We start from the raw sequence: 17,738 nt of genomic DNA, 5'->3' as shown, positions 1-17,738 counted from the left end.
CAACCGAATCGCTCGTTAACGGCGGATGCCGGGAGCGTGGGCTCCCGGCATCCGGAGGTCTGCGGCGTCAGCGCCGCCGCAGCGCGAGGTCAGCGCAGGCTCAGCGCGCGGCCGAACCGTCGACGTAGTCCTCGTCCTGCTGCTTCCAGGCGAAGAGCGAACGCAGCTTCTTGCCGGTCTGCTCGATCGGGTGCGCCTCGCCCTTCGCGCGCAGCGCGAGGAACTCGGGGGCACCGGCGTCCTGGTCGGCGATGAACCGCTCGGCGAACGCGCCCGACTGGATGTCGGCGAGCACGGCCTTCATGTTCTCCTTGACACGCGGGTCGATGACGCGCGGGCCCGAGACGTAGTCGCCGTACTCCGCAGTGTCGGAGATGCTCCAACGCTGCTTGGCGATGCCGCCCTCCCACATGAGGTCGACGATGAGCTTGAGCTCGTGCAGCACCTCGAAGTACGCGATCTCGGGCTGGTAGCCCGCCTCGGTGAGCACCTCGAAGCCGTACTGCACCAGCTGCGACGTGCCGCCGCAGAGCACGGCCTGCTCGCCGAAGAGGTCGGTCTCGGTCTCCTCGGTGAAGGTGGTCTTGATGCCGCCGGCACGCAGGCCGCCGATCGCACGAGCGTACGACCAGGCGAGGTCCCACGCCTTGCCCGACGCGTCGACCTCGACCGCGGCGATGACCGGAACACCACGCCCGGCCTCGTACTCGCGACGCACGGTGTGGCCCGGGCCCTTCGGCGCGACCATGAACACGTCGACGCCCTCGGGGGCGGTGATGTAGCCGAACCGGATGTTGAACCCGTGGGCGAACATCAGCGCCTTGCCCGGCTTCAGCGCCGGCTCGATGTCCTCGGCGTAGAGCTTCCGCTGGTGCTGGTCGGGAGCGAGGATGACGATCACGTCTGCCTGCTCAGCCGCCTCGCGGTTCGAGAGCACGGTGAAACCGGCCTCCTCCGCCTTGGCGATCGACTTCGAGCCCTCGCGCAGGCCGATGACGACGTCGACGCCTGAGTCGCGCAGGTTCTGCGCGTGGGCGTGGCCCTGCGAGCCGTAGCCGATCACGGCCACCTTCTTGCCCTGGATGATCGAGAGGTCGGCGTCCTTGTCGTAGAACACTTCGGTCACTGTTGTGGTTCTCCTTGTTCGTTGTGGATGATGCCCGCTCGCGCCTTCGGCAGACGACTGAGCTGCGGATTCGTTGGTTGCCTGACTTGCCTGTTCAGCTCTTGAACACGCGATCGCTGATGCTCTTCGAACCGCGCCCGATGGCGAGCAGTCCGGACTGGGCGATCTCGCGGATGCCGTAGGGTTCGAGCACGCGCAGGAACGCCTGCACCTTGCCGGAATCCCCCGTGACCTCGATCACGAGCGAGTCGGTGGCGACATCGACGACGCGTGCGCGGAAGAGCGTGACGGCCTCGAGGATCTGCGAGCGAGTGACGTTGTCGACGCGCACCTTGATCAACAGATGTTCGCGCTGCACCGATTGTGCGGGGTCGAGCTCAACGATCTTGATGACGTTGACCAGCTTGTTCAGCTGCTTGGTGACCTGCTCCAGCGGGCCCTCTTCGACATCGACCACGACCGTGATCCGCGAGAGGCCCTCGATCTCGGTGCGGCCGACCGCGAGCGATTCGATGTTGAACCCGCGGCGGGCGAACAGCCCTGCGACCCGGGTGAGCAGACCCGGCTTGTCTTCGACGAGCAGTGACAGCACGTGCGACATGGCCTACTCCTCCTCCCACTGCGGCGCGTGATTGCGCGCGTACTGGATCGCCGAGTTGGTCGCGCCCTGGGGCACCATCGGCCACACCATCGCATCGCGCGACACGATGAAGTCGATCACGACCGGACGGTCATTGGTCTCGAGCGCCAGCTTGATCGCGTCGTCGACCTCCTCGGGCTTCGTCACGCGGATGGAGAGCGCGCCGTAGGCCTCACCCATCTTCACGAAGTCGGGGATGAACGCCTGCTGCTCGCCGGCCTGCAGGTCGGTGAACGAATGGCGGCCGTCGTAGAAGAGCGTCTGCCACTGCCGCACCATGCCGAGCGACGAGTTGTTGATGATCGCGACCTTGATCGGGATGTTGTTGATCGTGCAGGTGGCGAGCTCCTGATTGGTCATCTGGAAGCATCCGTCACCATCGATCGCCCACACCACACGATCGGGCTGTGCGACCTTGGCGCCCATGGCTGCGGGCACGGCGTAGCCCATGGTGCCTGCCCCGCCGGAGTTGAGCCACGAGTTGGGGCGCTCGTACTTGATGAACTGCGCCGCCCACATCTGGTGCTGACCGACACCGGCCGCGTACACGCCCTCGGGCCCCGTCAGCTCGCCGATGCGCTCGATCACCCACTGCGGCGACAGGAGCCCGTCGTCGGTCGGGGTGTAGCCGAGCGGATACTGGGTGCGCAGCAGCTCGAGCCTGCTCCACCAGTCGCTGTAGTCGGGCGTCTGCTTCTCGGCGGCCTTCTTGAACGCGTCGATCAGGTCGACGATCACTTCGCGGGCATCGCCCACGATGGGCACGTCCGCCGTGCGGATCTTCGAGATCTCTGCGGGGTCGATGTCGACGTGCACTACCTTGGCGTGCGGCGCGAAGTCGCTCACCTTGCCGGTGACTCGGTCGTCGAACCGCGCGCCGAGCGAGATGATCAGGTCGGACTCCTGCAGGCCGAGCACCGCCGTCACCGCGCCGTGCATCCCGGGCATGCCAAGGTGCTGGTCGTGGGAGTCGGGGAACGCACCGCGTGCCATGAGAGTCGTCACCACGGGAGCGCCAGTCAGTTCGACGAGCTCTTTGAGCTCTGCTGACGCGCGCGAGCGCACGACACCGCCGCCCACGTAGAAGACGGGCTTCTTCGACTCGACGAGCAACTGTGCCGCGGCATGGATCTGCTTGCCGTGGGCCTTCGTGACCGGCCGGTATCCAGGCAGATCGACCTTTGGCGGCCAGATGAAGGGAGCGGAGTTCTGCTGAGCGTCCTTCGTGACGTCGACGAGCACGGGACCGGGACGCCCCGTGGTCGCGATGTGATACGCGGCCGCCATCGTCGCGGGGATGTCTTCGGGCCGGCGCACGAGGAAGGAGTGCTTGGTGATCGGCATGGTGATGCCGACGATGTCGACCTCTTGGAAGGCATCGGTTCCCATGACGGTCGAGAAGACCTGTCCGGTGATGGCGATCAGGGGCACCGAGTCCATATGCGCGTCGGCGATCGCGGTGACCAGGTTCGTGGCGCCGGGACCGGACGTCGCGATCGCGACGCCTGGTCGGCCGCTGGCCGAGGCGTAGCCCTCGGCGGCGTGGCCCGCGCCCTGCTCGTGGCGCACGAGGATGTGGCGGATGCCCTTATCGCTCATGAGCTCGTCGTAGAACGGCATGATCGCGCCGCCCGGCAGGCCGAAGACATCAGTGATGCCCAGCTTCTCGAGCGATCTGAGGATCGCGCCGGAGCCGGTCAGGATCTCAGGCTCTGCGGCATCCGCCGGCCCTGGCGCGGGTCGTGGTTCTGCAGCCATGGAGGAAGTTCTCTTCTTTCGATGGGAGTGGTCTGTGACAGCCGCCTACCCGGTGATCGCGCCCTTCGCAGCGGAGTGCACGAGCTTCGAGTACTTGGCGAGCACGCCTCGGGTGTAGCGCGGGGGAAGGGGAGCCCAGCCTTGACGGCGGGTTTCCAGCTCAGCCGGGTCGACCAGTAGGTCGATCGAGCGAGCTGCGATATCGACCCGTATCAGATCACCATCGCGCACAAAGGCGATCGGTCCAGCGTCGACCGCCTCGGGAGCTATGTGGCCGATGCACAGGCCGGTTGTGCCGCCGGAGAATCGACCGTCAGTCAAGAGTAGTACATCTTTTCCGAGCCCCGCGCCCTTGATCGCCGCCGTGATGGCGAGCATTTCGCGCATTCCGGGGCCGCCCTTCGGGCCCTCGTAGCGGATGATCACCACGTCGCCGTGGCCGATCTTCCCCTCGGTGAGGGCGTCCATGGCCGCGCGCTCGCGCTCGAACACGCGCGCCGGGCCTTCGAACACCGCGGCGTCGAAGCCGGCGGTCTTCACGACGGCGCCCTCGGGCGCCAGCGATCCGTGCAGGACCGTGAGGCCGCCGCTCTTGTGGATCGGGTTGTCGAGCGTGCGCAGCACTTCGCCGTCGAGCGGGTCGGGGTCGAGTTCGGCAAGATTCTCGGCGACCGTCTTGCCGGTGACCGTGAGGGCGTCGCCGTGGATGAGGCCGGCATCCAGCAGCGCCTTCATGACGACCGGAACACCACCGTGCCGGTCGACATCGTTCATGACGTACTTGCCGAACGGCTTGAGGTCGCCGATGTGCGGCACGTTGTCGCCGATGCGGTTGAAGTCGTCGAGCGTGAGTTCGACCTCGGCCTCGTTGGCGATCGCGAGCAGGTGCAGGATGACGTTCGTCGAGCCGCCGAACGCCATGGCCACGGCGATCGCGTTCTCGAACGCCTTCTTGGTGAGGATGTCGCGGGCGGTGATGCCTTGACGCAGCAGGTTCACGACCGCCTCGCCCGACTGCCGGGCGTAGTAGTCGCGACGGCGGTCGGCCGAGGGCGGCGAGGCCGAGCCCGGAAGGCTCATGCCGAGGGCCTCGGCGACGCTCGCCATGGTGTTCGCGGTGTACATGCCACCGCACGCGCCTTCGCCCGGGGCGATGGCGCACTCGATGCGCTTGAGATCCTCGGGGCTCATGGTGCCGGCCTTGCAGGCACCGACGCCCTCGAAGGAGTCGATGATCGTGACTTCCTTCTCGGTTCCGTCACTGAGCTTGACCCAGCCCGGCGCGATCGAGCCGGCGTAGACGAATACGGCGGCGAGATCGAGGCGCGCGGCAGCCATGAGCATGCCGGGGAGCGACTTGTCGCAGCCGGCGAGCAGGACAGACCCGTCGAGGCGCTCGGCCATCATGACGGTCTCGACCGAGTCGGCGATGACCTCGCGACTCACCAGCGAGAAGTGCATGCCCTCGTGGCCCATGCTGATGCCGTCACTGACCGACACCGTGCCGAACTGCAGCGGGTACCCGCCTCCCGCGTGCACGCCCTCCTTCGACGCCTGCGCCAGGCGGTCGAGCGAGAGGTTGCACGGGGTGATCTCGTTCCAGGAGCTGGCGATGCCGATCTGCGGCTTGTCCCAGTCCTCGTCACCCATGCCCACCGCGCGGAGCATACCTCGCGAGGTGGTGGCTTCGATACCGTCGGTGACGGCGCGCGAACGCGGCTTGATGTCGATTTCGGCCATGGCTACGAGTCTAGAGCGCGCGGGATGTGCACTCGTCCGCTCGGATGCCGCAGGCATCCGTCATCGCGGTGGCGCTGCAGCGGGGACGGGAGTTGCCGCCGCCCCACCCGAAGCCCCTGCGGCCGAATGCGGCTCAGCGCTCCGGCCCGCGCCGCCGCTGCTCGCGCGTGGCCTTGTCGACTGCCGGCCCGAGCTCGTCGACCAGGGTGTGCTCGTCGCTGAAGTTATGCGTGCGGTATGCGGCTCGACCGATCATGTGCGCCGAGATCGGCGCAGTGAGCGTCTGCAGCACGACCACCGGTATGAGGATGAGGACCGTGACCCACGAGCGCTGGTCGAGCGCGATCGCCGCCAACACGAAGAACAGGCCCATGATCTGCGGCTTGGTCGCTGCGTGCATGCGGCTCAGCGCGTCAGGGAAGCGCAGCAAGCCGACTCCCGCGGCCATGGAGAGGAACGCGCCGAGCGCTAGGCAGATCAGTGCGGCACCATCGAGGATCGCGTCGAGGTTCACAGTGGACCTCCCTTCTCGGGCGCGGGGTTCCCCGCCTGCTCGGGCGCTTCGGGCCCGGATGCCGGGTGGTCGGCCGTGGGCCCGCGTCCCAGCGGCCTTCGTCTGCCGCTCTCATCTTTCGGTCGGTCCTGCTTCGAGACGTACCTGGCCACCGAGATCGACGCGAAGATCGCCGTCGAGGCGAGCACGATCATGAGGGGCACGGTGTCGAGGTGATCGTTGTAGACCATCTCGACGCCGACGACGATGACCAGCGTCGTGAGCAGCATGTCGGAGGCGATCATGCGGTCGAGGATCGACGGTCCGCGAACGATGCGGTAGAGCGCGAAGAGCGAGGCGAGCAGCAGCATGGTGCCGCTGAACCAGAACAGCAGGGATGCCGCGCTCATGCGCCCAGCCTCCTCAGATCGTTGCGATCGCCCACCGCCCGGATCAGCAGTTCCTCGATCCAGCGGACTTCGCGTCGCATCGCCTCGACATCCTTGAGCGTGCGCGTGTTCAGCACATGCAGGTAGAGGGTCGACTGATATCGATCGACCTCCGCGACGAGCGAGCCGGGGATGAGCGAGATGGTCATGCCGACCATGGTCAGGATGAAGTCGGACTTCGTGCGGAGCTTCACCCGCACGAACGAAGAGTGCGGCACCCCGCGTGGATCCAACGCGAGGAATGCCACCTGGAACGACGCGATGACGAGCTCGCGCAGGAAGTACCCCAGGTAGCGCAGCAGCCACCACGGGTTGACGCGACCCGAAATATCAACGGGCGGCAGGTAGAAGACGCGCGTCACGATGATCGCGAGCACCACGCCGACCACGACGTTCAGTGCCGTGACGTCGCCCCAGAGCATCAGCCAGAAGACGACCAGGCCGATCATGACCGGCAACTGCCGCAACCGGAGCCGCCTGATGAACCCGTGCTCGGCGGGACTCATGGGGCACTCCCGTTCACACTGTCGACCGATGCGTCGGCTTCGGCGCTCGTGCCGGGTCCGAGCACGGAGTCGATATAGGTGCCGGGGCCCGTGATGTTCTGCCCGGCGCGATCCGCGAACGCGTAGAGCGGTCCAGCGAGCACGGTCAGCGCCACGCTCACCGCGACCATGGAGGTGGTAGCCACCGTCATGAGGCGCGGAATGCGTCGCTGCTCGCGCGGCGAGCCCATCTCCGGCGCCGAGCGGAGCAGAGCGGTGATCGTCGAGTCGTAGTCCTCGACTTCCTCGCTGCGGCGCCAGAAGGCGAGGTTCCAAACTCGCGCGAGCGCATAGAGCGTCAGCAGCGATACGGCTGCTCCGACCCCCATGAACACATACGCCAGCGCGCTGCCTTCGCGGGCGCTCGCGTCGAAGAGCGCCAGTTTGCCGATGAAGCCTGAGAAGGGCGGGATGCCGCCGAGGTTCAGCATCGGGACGAAGAACAGCACCGCGATCACCGGCGCCGACTTCAGCAACCCGCCGAGACGATTGATCGACGTGCTTCCACCGTGGCGCTCGATCAGCCCTGCGGAGAGGAAGAGGGTCGTCTGCACGACGATGTGGTGGACGATGTAGAAGATCGCTGCGCTCATGCCCGCGGCCGTGCCGAGGGCGACGCCGAGCACCATGTAGCCGATGTGGCTGATGAGCGTGAATGAGAGCATGCGCTTGATGTCGACCTGCGCGACAGCTCCGAGTATCCCGACCACCAGCGTGAACAGGGCGACGACCATCAAGGCCGTATTGAGCTCCGGCAGTGGGAAGAGCAGTGTCTCCGTGCGGATGATGGCGTAGACGCCGACCTTGGTCAGCAGGCCCGCGAAGACAGCGGTGACCGGTGCGGGAGCCGTCGGATACGAGTCGGGCAGCCAGAACGCGAGCGGGAACACGGCCGCTTTGATGCCGAAGGCGACGAGCAGCATCACGTGCAGCACGATTCGGAGGTCTTCGGGCACCTCCTGCATCCGCAGGGAGATCTGCGCCAGGTTCACTGTGCCGGTGGCACCGTAGATCATGGCGATCGATGCGAGGAAGAGCAGCGACGACAGCAGGCTCACGACGATGTACGTGATGCCGGCGCGGATGCGCTGCTCGGTGCCCCCCAGCGTGATGAGCACGTAACTGGCGACGAGCAGGATCTCGAATCCCACGTACAGGTTGAAGAGGTCGCCGGCGATGAAGGCGTTGAAGACGCCGGCCGAGAGCACGAGATAGGTCGGGTAGTAGATGGAGACCGGCGTCTCCTCATCACCGTCGGCAAGACCCTGGCCGACCGAGAAGAGGAGCACCCCCAGCAGCACGATCGCCGACACCATGAGGAGCAACGCCGAGAGCCGGTCGACGACAAGCGCGATGCCGAACGGGGCGGTCCAGCCGCCCACCGACATGGCGAGCGGTCCATCGTTGTCGACGATGCCGAGCATGACTGCGCTCAGAACGAGCACAGCGCCGAGGGCACCGACCGTGATGAGCTGCTGCAGCCGTGGACGGCGGCCGAATACCAATGCGCCGGCCGCGCTGAGCAGCGGCACCAATACGACGAGGGGCACCAGGGCGTTCATCGTGCGTCCCCCTCGGTGCTGTCGTCACGCGGGTCTTCGTCACGGTGGCCGTCGTGATCGGCCGTCGCACCGTCGGCGGCTGCCTCGACGGAGGTCGCGTCGCTCGGAGAGCCCGGGTACGCAGCATCCGACCCGTGGATCTCGTCGGTCATGGCAGCCGCATCGGCATCGAGCGAGCGGTGCACCGCACCCAATTCCTCCTGCAGTGCCCGCGCTTGCACATCGTCGGCGAACTCGGTGTCGCTCGTGTCGACCTCTTCGATGCTCGTCTCAGCGATCGCGCTGCTCTGCTTCGCGATCTCGATGTCGTCGAGGTCGTCCTGCACGATGTCGACCTTGCCGAGCCGCCATGAGCGATAGATGAGCGCCATGAGGAATGCGCTCACGCCGAACGTGATGACGATCGCCGTGAGGATGAACGCCTGCGGCAACGGGTCGCTCATCACAGCGGGAGCACTGCCATCGTCGCCGAGCAGGGGCGCAGCGCCGAACCCGTCTGACATGAGGAAGATGAGCAGGTTGGTCGCGTTGCCAGCGAGGAGGAAGCCGAGCAGCACCCGCGTCATGCTTCTCTCGAGCATGAGGTAGATCCCTGCCGAGTACAGCACGACCATCAGGGCGACGAGCACGAGAGGCATCATGAGCGCACCTCCGTCTGCTCGGCGTCTTCTTGGTGGCGGTCGACTTCGGCCCCGAGGCTGCGAAGCACATCGAGCGTCAGCCCGACGACGACGAGGTAGACGCCGCTGTCGAAGAGCGTCGACGTGACGAACACGATCTCGCCGAACCAGCCGAGGTCGAGTTCGAACCACGTCGAGGTGAGCGCGTCGGCGCCGAACAGCAGCGGCACGGCTGCCGTGCCCGCCGCGAACAGCAAACCGGCGCCGAGCAGCTTTCCGGCGTCGAGCGGCGCCGCAGCGCCGAGCTCGTGCCGTCCGCCCGCCAAGTAGCGGCTGACGAGCGCCAGGCCGGCGACGAGTCCGCCCGCGAAACCGCCGCCCGGTGCGTTGTGCCCAGCGAGCAGCAGGAAGATCGACAGGAGGATGATCGCGTGGAACACCAGCCGCACGACCACTTCGAGCATGATGGATCGGTTGCGGGCGGCGAGGGTGCGTCCTGCCAGCAGCCAGGACCCGCGCTCGGTGGCGTCGTTGGGGTCGGCGACTCGGCGAAGCGTCTCGCGCACGCGCTCCTGGGCGTCGCGCCGCGAGAGTCTCGGCAGGTAGTCTCGTCGTCCGCTCACGAAGATGAGGCTCGCGACACCCGTCGCGGCCGCGATCACGACGCTGAGCTCACCCATGGTGTCCCAGCCACGGAGGTCCACGAGCATCACGTTGACCACGTTCTGCCCGTGTCCGCCCTCGTACGCGAGACGCGGCATCTCGTCGGAGATGGGCGCGTCGACGCGAGCTGCAAGGGCTGCGAGAGCGATGGTGCCCATGAGCAGACCGACCGCGACTCCGATCCCTGCGCGGGCGAGCCGGTGCACCGAGCCGTGCCTCTCGCCGAGGCGCGCGGGAAGCCTGCGCAGCACGAGCACGAAGGCGATCAGGGTCACCGTCTCGACGAGCACCTGCGTCAGCGCAAGATCGGGCGCGCCCAACAGCGCGAACAGGGCGGCCATGCCATAGCCGGAGACACCCACGAGCACGACCGCTTGGAAGCGCTTCTGCGCGGTGGTCGCCGCGAGGGCGGCGATGATCACGAGGATCGCCACCGCGCCTTCGACCGGATGACTCATGAACGTGAAGGTGTCTGGCCAGGTGCGGTTGAGCACCAGCGGGACGCCGACGAACGCGAGCAGAGCGATGAGGATGACGCTGAGGTAGAACGGCAGGGAGCCCCGCTGCGTCGTCACGGTCACCCGCGCCGCTCCCCTGTCGACGCCGCGGAGGATGCGCCAGTACATCTCATTCGACCCGAGCGCTTCGGGCACATGCCACCCGGATCTGTTGACCCAGCCGGAGACCAGGAGCGCCCCCGCACCGAGCACGAGCACCAGCACTGAGAGCCCGAGCGCGGGAGTGAGCCCGTGCCACAGGGCCAGGTGATACGGCTCACGAGCCGGCGGGAACGAGTCGGCGTAACCGGCGACCCAGCTGTCGACGACGTTCGGGAGCAGACCGAGCACCAGACCCGCCGCCGAGAGCACCGCGGGCGCGATGAGGAAGTCGACGCGCTGGCGGTGAAGCGGCGGGGCCGACTCGACACCCGGCTTGCGTGAGAACGCGCCCCAGATGAGTCGGGCGGTGTATGCGACGGTGAGGATGCTGCCCACCGCCACACCCGCGAGCGCCACCCAGCCGACCGTAGATCCCTCCCCGGCCATCGCGAGCAATGAGTCGAAGACAGCTTCCTTGGCGACGAACCCGATCAGCGGAGGCAGCCCCGCCATGGAGGCGGCGGCGACGATGGCGATGACCGCGAGCGCCGGCGCATCACGTCCGAGTCCGCTGAGCTTGCGCAGGTCGCGCGTGCCGGCGCGGTGGTCGATGATGCCGACGACAAGGAACAGTGTCGACTTGTAGAGCGCGTGGGCGATGAGCAGAGCCAACCCCGCGAGCGCGGCATCCCGCGATCCAGCCCCCACCACGACGGTGAGGAAGCCGAGCTGACTGACCGTGCCGAACGCGAGGAGCAGCTTCAAGTCGTATTGCCGGAGGGCGCGCCCCGCGCCGATGAGCATCGTGATGACTCCGAAGAGCACAAGCACCTCGCGCCAGCCGGGGATGTCGGCGTAGCCCGGCGCCAGGCGTGCGATGAGGTAGACGCCGGCCTTCACCATGGCGGCCGCGTGAAGGTAGGCGCTGACCGGCGTCGGCGCCGCCATCGCTGCCGGCAGCCAGAAGTGGAATGGGAACAGCGCAGATTTCGATACCGCGCCGAGCAGCACGAGCATGATCGCGACGATGACGATCGCACCCTCTGGCGGGTTCGCGACGAGCGCGGAGAGCTGGGTCGTGCCGGCCGTGACCGCGAGCAGCACGAAGCCGACGAGCATCGCAAGCCCGCCGAACGTCGTGACGAGCAGCGCCTGCAGGGCGGCTCCGCGACTGGCCCGGCGGCCGGTGTAATGCCCGATCAACAGGTAGGAGAAGACGGTGGTCGCTTCCCAGAACACGAACAGCAGGTAGACGTCATCGGCGATGACGAGGCCGTACATGGAGCCGGCGAACGCCAGCAGGATCGACGCGAAGCGGGGAAGACCCTCCTCATCGGCGTCGAAGTACCGCATGCAGTAGAGCAGCACCAGGGCGCCGACGCCGGTCACGACGAGTGACATGACCCAGGCCAGCACATCCAGTCGGGTGCTGACCTGCATCCCGAGCTCCGCGATCCACAGGTACTGCTCGCGAACACTGCCGCCGGCCAGCACCGTCGGCGCCTGCGCAATCGTGTAGACGAATGCCGCTGCGGGAATAAGCGCCGCTACCGCGAAGGCGGGCCGCCCGATCGACCGGGTGAGAGGGTAGAGAACGAGGGAGGCGACCGCGAAGACCGCGAGGATCACCAGCATCCAACCCTCCCTCAGTCATGACTCTCACGCATGCTGGTCCGTCGAAGGTCGAACCGCTACACCCGTCGCCGGGAACTATTTTAGACGATGAGCAGTACTCATTCCCGCCGGTGCACATACGCGGACCGCTGCTCAGCCAGCTGGAGCAGCACCTCTGCCACATCCGCGGGAGCCGGCACGCAGAACTGCGCGTGCGTCGGCGGGGCCCCGCACTTCAACCCGAGGTCTCCGTCCTCGAGCGCTGCGAGCGCGTCTTCATCGGTGACGTCATCACCGGCGAACAAGACGGCATCGGCGCCCGTGAGGGTGCGCAATTCCACGATGCCATCGCCCTTCGTCGCCGGCCGGACCGCGAACTCGAGCACATTCTTGCCCGCGCGCTCCGTGATGTCGCTGAGCGAGGATGCCGCGACCGCTGCGCGAGCGGACCGCTGCGCCTCTGCCGCCGCATCGTGGGTCACCAACCGTGTGTGCACGGCGAACCCCACGGGCTTCGCTTCGAGCCACACGCCATCGTGCTGGTCGACGCTCGCTGCGAGCACTTCGCCGAGCAGGCGCCGCCGCTCGAGATCGTGGGTGCCGAGCAGCGAGCGCTCGCGCCCCTGGTAGCGCATCTCCACGCCGTGCGACCCGACGAGTGTGACCGAATCCGTCACACCGGCGACTCGCTCGAGGCTCGGCAGACCACGGCCTGAGACGAGCGCGACCGGAGTGCGGGGCAGCAGCGCCAATCGGCCGATCGCCTCCTGGGCAGCCGGCAGCATCCGCGCCTGCTCCGGGTCGTCGACTTCCGGAGCCAGCGTGCCGTCGAAATCGAGCGCGACCAGCAACGTCGGTACCTGAGCGACCCAATGGAGTGCCTCTGAGAGTGAAGCGGCGGTCACGCTCACGCTCCTGATCCCGCCTGCTCCAGGACGGGATCGACGTGCGACTCGTCACGCGCGGCACTGTTTCCGCGAGCTTCGCGTAGCACGTCGAGAAAGCTCGACGACCATCTCGCGACATCATTCTCGAGCACGCGCCTGCGCATGGCACGCATGCGCCGTCGCCGATCGGCCTGCGGCATCCGTGTCGCCTCGAGGATCGCCGCCTTCAAACCGTCGATGTCGTGCGGGTTGACGCGAAGGGCCGTTCGCAGTTCGTCGGCGCTCCCGGTGAACTCGCTCAGCACGAGCACCCCGTCTTCGTCGAAGCGCACCGCCGGGTATTCCTTGGCGACGAGGTTCATGCCATCGCGGAGCGCAGTGACGAGCATCACGTCGGCGGCGAGGTACAGGGCGACCATCTCGTCACGGGGGTAGCCGTGGTGCAGGTAGCTCACGGGCTGGTGGCGGATCGACCCGAAGTCGCCATTGATGCGCCCCACGGTGAGCTCGATCTCGTCGCGCAGTTGGCGGTACGTCTCGACGCGCTCCCGGCTCGGACTCGCCACCTGCACGAAGCTCACCTCTTCGGGGTCGAGCTCGCCGGCTGCGAACAGCTCCCCGAGCGCCTTCAGCCGGTGCTGGATGCCCTTGGTGTAGTCGAGCCTGTCGACACCGAGGAGGATCTTCTTCGGGTTGCCGAGATCCTCCCGGATCTGGCGTGCTCGAGCTTGCACATCCGGCCGCTTCGCGACCTCCTCGAACGCTCGCGAATCGATCGAGATCGGGAAGGCGCGCGAGATGACCCGCCGGAAGGGTTTGCCGTCCTCTTCGATGTCGATGGCTCCGGCACGGCGCACCGAGTGGCCGAGCAGCCGGCGAACGGCAAGGCTGAAGTTCGCGGCATCCCCCACCCGCTGGAAGCCGATCACATCGGCGCCCAGGAGGCCCTCGATGATGCGTCGGCGCCACGGCAGCTGCGAGAAGATGCCATATGGCGGAAATGGAATGTGGTTGAAGAACCCGATGGTCAGATCGGGCCGGCTCTCGCGAAGCATCATCGGCACGAGCTGCAATTGGTAGTCGTGCACCCACACCGTGGCGTCCTTCGCCGCGAGCCGCGCTGCCGCGTCGGCGAAGCGCCGGTTCACGCGCACATACGCGTCCCACCACACTCGGTGGTAGCTCGGCGGAGCGATCACGTCGTGGTACAGCGGCCAGATCGTGTCGTTGCAGAAGCCCTCGTAGTACCGCTCCACCTCGACCGCCGTCAGCGAGACGGGCACCAAGTGCATTCCGTCGTGGTCGAAGGGGTCGAACTCCAGATCGGGGCGACCCGGCCAGCCGACCCAAGCACCTCCACTGGCCTGCATCATCGGCTCGAGCGCCGTGACGAGGCCCCCCGGTGAGGCTTGCCAGTACTCGGTGCCGTCCGGCGACGTCTGTCGGTCGACCGGCAATCGGTTCGACACCACGATGAAGTCGTATTCGCCCTGCTTCTCCGAAGCCATCGTTGCGGATCGTCTCCTTCTGCCCCGCTGGCGGGGCGTTGTCGCGCCTTCAGGCTAACAGTGTGCCTCTAACGGGGGTTCCCCAGGGCGGCCCCGGACGGCCGACGTAGACTCGAGACGATGATCAGCCTCGGCATGAGCACCTCGTGCGTGTATCCGCGCGGCCCTGAGCATGCGTTCCAACTCGCTCGGCAGGCCGGTTACGACGGGCTCGAAGTCATGGTGACGAATGACCCGGTCACGCAGGATGCCGACGCGCTGAACGCTCTCGCAGAGCGCTTCGGCATGCCCATCCTCTCGATCCACGCTCCGGTGCTGCTGCTCACCACGTTCGTCTGGGGCCGCGATCCTCAGGTGAAGCTGGAGAAGTCCGCCGAGCTGGCTGCCAAGGTCGGCGCAGACACGGTCGTCGTGCATCCGCCCTTCCGCTGGCAGGCGGGATACGCCCGCAACTTCGAGCGCATCGTGCGCGAGACGGCCGCGGCATCCGGTGTCGAGATCGCCGTCGAGAACATGTTCCCGTGGAAGGTGCGCGGCTCGAGTGTGAAAGCCTACGCACCGAGTCCGGATCCGACCGACATGGACTGCGACGCCATGACGCTCGATTTCTCGCATGCCGCGCTCTCCGGGGCCGGCTCGCTCGAACTCGCCCGCCGCATGGGTGATCGTCTGCGGCACATCCATCTCTGCGACGGCTCCGGGTCGATGGACGAGGGCCGGGTGTTCGACGAGCACCTGGTGCCCGGCGCGGGTCACGAGCCGGTGGCGGAAGTGCTGAAGATGCTGATCGACAGCGGCTGGAACGGTTCGATCGTGGCTGAGGTCAACACTCGAAAGGCTCGCACCGAGAGCGAGCAGCTCGACCTGCTGATCGCGACCAGATTGTTCGCGAGTCGCATCATCGGTCGTCGTCGACCGAGCATCCGTGCGAGGGCGAGGCGAGCGGTCGCTTCGCTCCGTCGATGACGCGACCAGTCGGCAGGCTGAGACGAGCAGCGGTCTACGCCGGCGGCTTCATGGGCCCTTTCGCCGGCGGTATGGCGGCGGCGATCCTCACGGAACTCGGCGGAAGCTTCGGAATCAGCGCGGCAGCCGCGGCCGCTTGCATCCCGGCGTATCTGGTCCCCTTCGCGTCGATCATGCTCGTCTCCGGTTCGATCGCCGAATCGGTCGGCCGCGCTCGGGTGCTCCGCATCGCGTACGCGAGCTATGTCGCAGCGGCGCTCATGTGCGCGCTCGCTCCCACTTGGGGAGTGTTCATCGCGGGCTGCGTCCTCGCGGGCTCGTCCAATGCGTTCACCACCCCGATCCTGCTCGCCACACTCGGAAGGAGCGCGGCGAAGGCGCGGCTCGGCAGGGCGCTCGGGCTCTATAGCGCTGCCCAGTCCCTGGGCCAGCTCTCGGCGCCCGGGTTCGGCGGCCTCGTGGCCGTGCTCGATTGGCGGTTCGCGTACGGTGCAGTGGCGCTGGTGGCACTGGTGCTCTTCATCATCGGTGTTCCAGCGGATGCCGGCAGTGGCCGGCTGCGCCTCCGCTCGCTCGTCGACGGCATCACACTGCCCGTGCTGCGAATCGGCGGCGCACAGTTCGCGATCGGCTTCGGAGCCCTGGGTATGGCGTTCCTCATCGCGCTGCAAGCCGGGACCGAGTTCGGTTCAGGCCCGGCGGAGCGAGGCCTCATCGTCATGTGCGGCGGGCTCGCGGCCTTCGTCACCTCACCCCTCGCCGGGAGGGCGGTCGACCGCTGGGGCACGAAGCGGGTCATGCTCGCCGGGCTCGCAATGACCGCGGCGGCCATCGCTCTCCCGCCGCTCACTCATGCTCCGTGGGCGATCGCGCTCGTCTGGTCGTTGGCGTTCGCGTCAGCGCAGCTCGTGACGGTGTCATCGAATGGCGCCGTACTGGCTCTCCCCAACGGCGGGGCAGGCGTCTCGGTGACCCAGGCGTTCCGGTTCTTCGGCTCAGCCGTCGCGCCGGCGGTGGTGCTTCCGATCTATATCGCGCAGCCCGGCTGGGGATTCTGGGTTCCCGCCATCGCGTTGATCGCCGCGATGTCGCTGCTCGCGATCAGCTCGGGGAGGCGTCCCCGGCAGGGGTGAGGCAGCGCATCGTTTGCACGCCCGCGCGTCGGCACACGGGACGCCTCGACTCGAGCCGCGCTAGCGCCCTGGCCGCCAGCGATCGAGCAGGTCGGTCTTCAGCATGACGATCCCTCTCGCCGAGGCGGCGAGCACGGCCATTGCGGCCAGGAGCAGCAGCGGCAGGGTCGTGCCGATCGACGGCTCCACGAAATCGAGCAGCAGAGGCACAGCGAACCCGAGGTACGTGAACACGTAGAAGACGCCGATCACCATTCCGCGCGTGGCCACGGGCGCGAGAAGGTCCACGTCGACGAGTCCTTCTCGCAGGCACAGGCCGTAGGCGGTGCCGAGCACCACGATCGCGACCAAGAACAGCCAGACGGGCGGATGCTGCACATAAGCCGTCACCGTGAAGCCCGCAGCCGCGAGCCCGGCTCCGCACACCCCCGCGATCGGTCCCCAGGCGAAGCGGCGCGCCAGCGCTTGCGCGCCGATGCCTGCCCCGAATCCCAGTATCGAGACGAGACCGGCGACGAGTGCTGTGGATCCCGCGGGCAGGTCCATCCGGCTCGGGAGCACGATGAACGCGACGGTCGCGGTCGAGAACACCCAGAGCGCCATAGGAAGAGCGACCGAGAACGCTCGGCGTGCGCTGCGGATGCGGATCGGCGCGGATGCCGGCACGGCCACACCGCCGCCCGGGGCTCGAGCCTGCAGTGGTGACCCCCCGGTCGAGGCGCGAGACAATACGACGAGCGCCACCGCGACGACCGACAATGCAGAGGTGGCGACGAACGGGACGGTCATTCCGGGGTCCAAGGGAAGCACTGCGGCGAGGATGCCGCTGGCGAAGGGGCCCGTGGCGAAGCCGGCGGTGAGGATGATGCCGGCAAGTGTCGCGCCACTCGCGCCTCGCAGCATGACGGCCCAGACGGTACCGGCGCTCACCGCGAGCCCGATGCCGCCACCGACCACGAGGCGTCCGGCCAGCACGCCGAACTCGGCGTGCCAGACGGCCATGGCGAGGTTGCCGGCTGCGGCGATCGTCGCACCCGCCAGCACGATGCGTCGAGGTCCGATTCGGTCGGCCAGCGCTCCACCGCCAAGCAGACCCGGCAGCAATCCGATCGCGTAGATCGCGAAGGCGCTGTTCACGGTGACGCTCGGCAGTTCGCCGGCGGTTCGGAGCACCGGAACCAGCGCGGTGAAGTGGTTCGCAGCCCACCCCGTGGCGAAGAGGAGCAGCGCCACGCGCCAGAAGACTCGATCGCCGCTGACTCGGCCCGCCCCCGGCGTCATGAAGCTCTCTCCTTGAAGTACTACGAGCCCCTCAGACGCTTCGCGTCTTCGGGTTAAACAGAGCTGGCCACCCCGTTGGGGTGGCCAGTTCCGGAATGAGGTCCGGCGGTGTCCTACTCTCCCACAAGGTCGCCCTTGCAGTACCATCGGCGCA

The 17,738-nt window shown here is 67.4% G+C and carries 15 protein-coding genes; 2 read left to right on the top strand and 13 right to left on the bottom strand.

Annotated elements, in window-relative coordinates:
* Window positions 1–100: 100 nt before the first annotated feature.
* The 12 genes from ilvC to QF206_RS00020 all read right to left on the bottom strand — a co-directional run bounded on the left by ilvC (window position 101) and on the right by QF206_RS00020 (window position 14,204).
* Complete coding sequence (gene ilvC, locus QF206_RS00075) at window positions 101–1,126, bottom strand: ketol-acid reductoisomerase (protein WP_281487167.1); 1,026 nt, start codon at window positions 1,124–1,126, stop codon at window positions 101–103.
* Between the two features lie 94 nt (window positions 1,127–1,220).
* A complete protein-coding gene (gene ilvN / locus QF206_RS00070) occupies window positions 1,221–1,727 on the bottom strand; it encodes an acetolactate synthase small subunit (protein ID WP_281487166.1) in 507 nt (168 codons plus the stop codon).
* Window positions 1,728–1,730: 3 nt separating this feature from the next.
* The gene (locus QF206_RS00065) at window positions 1,731–3,524 is read right to left on the bottom strand and encodes an acetolactate synthase large subunit (protein WP_422785337.1); all 1,794 of its coding nucleotides are present in this window, start codon (window positions 3,522–3,524) and stop codon (window positions 1,731–1,733) included.
* Window positions 3,525–3,569: 45 nt separating this feature from the next.
* A complete protein-coding gene (gene ilvD / locus QF206_RS00060) occupies window positions 3,570–5,264 on the bottom strand; it encodes a dihydroxy-acid dehydratase (RefSeq protein ID WP_281487165.1) in 1,695 nt (564 codons plus the stop codon).
* 133 nt (window positions 5,265–5,397) lie between these two features.
* On the bottom strand, window positions 5,398–5,778 hold the full coding sequence (gene mnhG, locus QF206_RS00055; RefSeq protein WP_281487164.1) for a monovalent cation/H(+) antiporter subunit G: 381 nt from the start codon (window positions 5,776–5,778) through the stop codon (window positions 5,398–5,400).
* Window positions 5,775–6,167 carry an MrpF/PhaF family protein gene (locus QF206_RS00050; RefSeq protein WP_281487163.1) on the bottom strand — a complete coding sequence of 131 codons (393 nt, stop codon included), beginning with the start codon at window positions 6,165–6,167 and terminating at the stop codon, window positions 5,775–5,777. Before QF206_RS00050 ends, mnhG begins: the two co-directional genes overlap by 4 nt.
* The gene (locus QF206_RS00045; protein WP_281487162.1) at window positions 6,164–6,712 is read right to left on the bottom strand and encodes a Na+/H+ antiporter subunit E; all 549 of its coding nucleotides are present in this window, start codon (window positions 6,710–6,712) and stop codon (window positions 6,164–6,166) included. The genes QF206_RS00050 and QF206_RS00045 overlap by 4 nt, the downstream gene beginning before the upstream one ends.
* Window positions 6,709–8,313 carry a Na+/H+ antiporter subunit D gene (locus QF206_RS00040; RefSeq protein ID WP_281487161.1) on the bottom strand — a complete coding sequence of 535 codons (1,605 nt, stop codon included), beginning with the start codon at window positions 8,311–8,313 and terminating at the stop codon, window positions 6,709–6,711. Before QF206_RS00040 ends, QF206_RS00045 begins: the two co-directional genes overlap by 4 nt.
* Entirely contained in the window at window positions 8,310–8,954 is a 645-nt protein-coding gene (locus QF206_RS00035; RefSeq protein WP_281487160.1) for a Na(+)/H(+) antiporter subunit C, read from the bottom strand. Before QF206_RS00035 ends, QF206_RS00040 begins: the two co-directional genes overlap by 4 nt.
* On the bottom strand, window positions 8,951–11,830 hold the full coding sequence (locus QF206_RS00030; RefSeq protein ID WP_281487159.1) for a Na+/H+ antiporter subunit A: 2,880 nt from the start codon (window positions 11,828–11,830) through the stop codon (window positions 8,951–8,953). Before QF206_RS00030 ends, QF206_RS00035 begins: the two co-directional genes overlap by 4 nt.
* A 98-nt stretch (window positions 11,831–11,928) precedes the next feature.
* Window positions 11,929–12,714 carry a trehalose-phosphatase gene (gene otsB / locus QF206_RS00025; protein ID WP_281487158.1) on the bottom strand — a complete coding sequence of 262 codons (786 nt, stop codon included), beginning with the start codon at window positions 12,712–12,714 and terminating at the stop codon, window positions 11,929–11,931.
* Window positions 12,715–12,716: 2 nt separating this feature from the next.
* Window positions 12,717–14,204, bottom strand: a complete 1,488-nt coding sequence (locus tag QF206_RS00020; protein WP_281487157.1) for an alpha,alpha-trehalose-phosphate synthase (UDP-forming) — start codon at window positions 14,202–14,204, stop codon at window positions 12,717–12,719.
* Window positions 14,205–14,324: 120 nt separating this feature from the next.
* On the opposite strand from QF206_RS00020, the gene QF206_RS00015 reads away from it, so the two are divergent.
* Both QF206_RS00015 and QF206_RS00010 read left to right on the top strand, forming a co-directional pair.
* A complete protein-coding gene (locus QF206_RS00015; RefSeq protein ID WP_281487156.1) occupies window positions 14,325–15,170 on the top strand; it encodes a sugar phosphate isomerase/epimerase family protein in 846 nt (281 codons plus the stop codon).
* A complete protein-coding gene (locus QF206_RS00010; protein ID WP_281487155.1) occupies window positions 15,167–16,303 on the top strand; it encodes an MFS transporter in 1,137 nt (378 codons plus the stop codon). The genes QF206_RS00015 and QF206_RS00010 overlap by 4 nt, the downstream gene beginning before the upstream one ends.
* Window positions 16,304–16,363: 60 nt before the next feature.
* On the opposite strand, the gene QF206_RS00005 is transcribed toward QF206_RS00010, so the two are convergent.
* A complete protein-coding gene (locus QF206_RS00005; RefSeq protein ID WP_281487154.1) occupies window positions 16,364–17,584 on the bottom strand; it encodes an MFS transporter in 1,221 nt (406 codons plus the stop codon).
* Between the last annotated feature and the right edge of the window lie 154 nt (window positions 17,585–17,738).

The sequence above is a fragment of the Ruicaihuangia caeni genome, from assembly GCF_029952955.1.
GTDB classification, from domain to species: domain Bacteria; phylum Actinomycetota; class Actinomycetes; order Actinomycetales; family Microbacteriaceae; genus Ruicaihuangia; species Ruicaihuangia caeni.
This window is presented reverse-complemented; position numbering and strand designations above follow the sequence as displayed.

Coding starts and splice junctions, on each gene's coding strand:
- ilvD (WP_281487165.1), bottom strand. CDS start 5,264: ATGGCCGAAATCGACATCAAGCCGCGTTCGCGCGCCGTCACCGACGGT.
- ilvN (WP_281487166.1), bottom strand. CDS start 1,727: ATGTCGCACGTGCTGTCACTGCTCGTCGAAGACAAGCCGGGTCTGCTC.
- QF206_RS00035 (WP_281487160.1), bottom strand. CDS start 8,954: ATGATGCCTCTCGTGCTCGTCGCCCTGATGGTCGTGCTGTACTCGGCA.
- QF206_RS00065 (WP_422785337.1), bottom strand. CDS start 3,524: ATGGCTGCAGAACCACGACCCGCGCCAGGGCCGGCGGATGCCGCAGAG.
- QF206_RS00015 (WP_281487156.1), top strand. CDS start 14,325: ATGATCAGCCTCGGCATGAGCACCTCGTGCGTGTATCCGCGCGGCCCT.
- QF206_RS00030 (WP_281487159.1), bottom strand. CDS start 11,830: ATGCTGGTGATCCTCGCGGTCTTCGCGGTCGCCTCCCTCGTTCTCTAC.
- QF206_RS00050 (WP_281487163.1), bottom strand. CDS start 6,167: ATGAGCGCGGCATCCCTGCTGTTCTGGTTCAGCGGCACCATGCTGCTG.
- QF206_RS00040 (WP_281487161.1), bottom strand. CDS start 8,313: ATGAACGCCCTGGTGCCCCTCGTCGTATTGGTGCCGCTGCTCAGCGCG.
- QF206_RS00045 (WP_281487162.1), bottom strand. CDS start 6,712: ATGAGTCCCGCCGAGCACGGGTTCATCAGGCGGCTCCGGTTGCGGCAG.
- QF206_RS00020 (WP_281487157.1), bottom strand. CDS start 14,204: ATGGCTTCGGAGAAGCAGGGCGAATACGACTTCATCGTGGTGTCGAAC.
- QF206_RS00010 (WP_281487155.1), top strand. CDS start 15,167: ATGACGCGACCAGTCGGCAGGCTGAGACGAGCAGCGGTCTACGCCGGC.
- QF206_RS00005 (WP_281487154.1), bottom strand. CDS start 17,584: ATGACGCCGGGGGCGGGCCGAGTCAGCGGCGATCGAGTCTTCTGGCGC.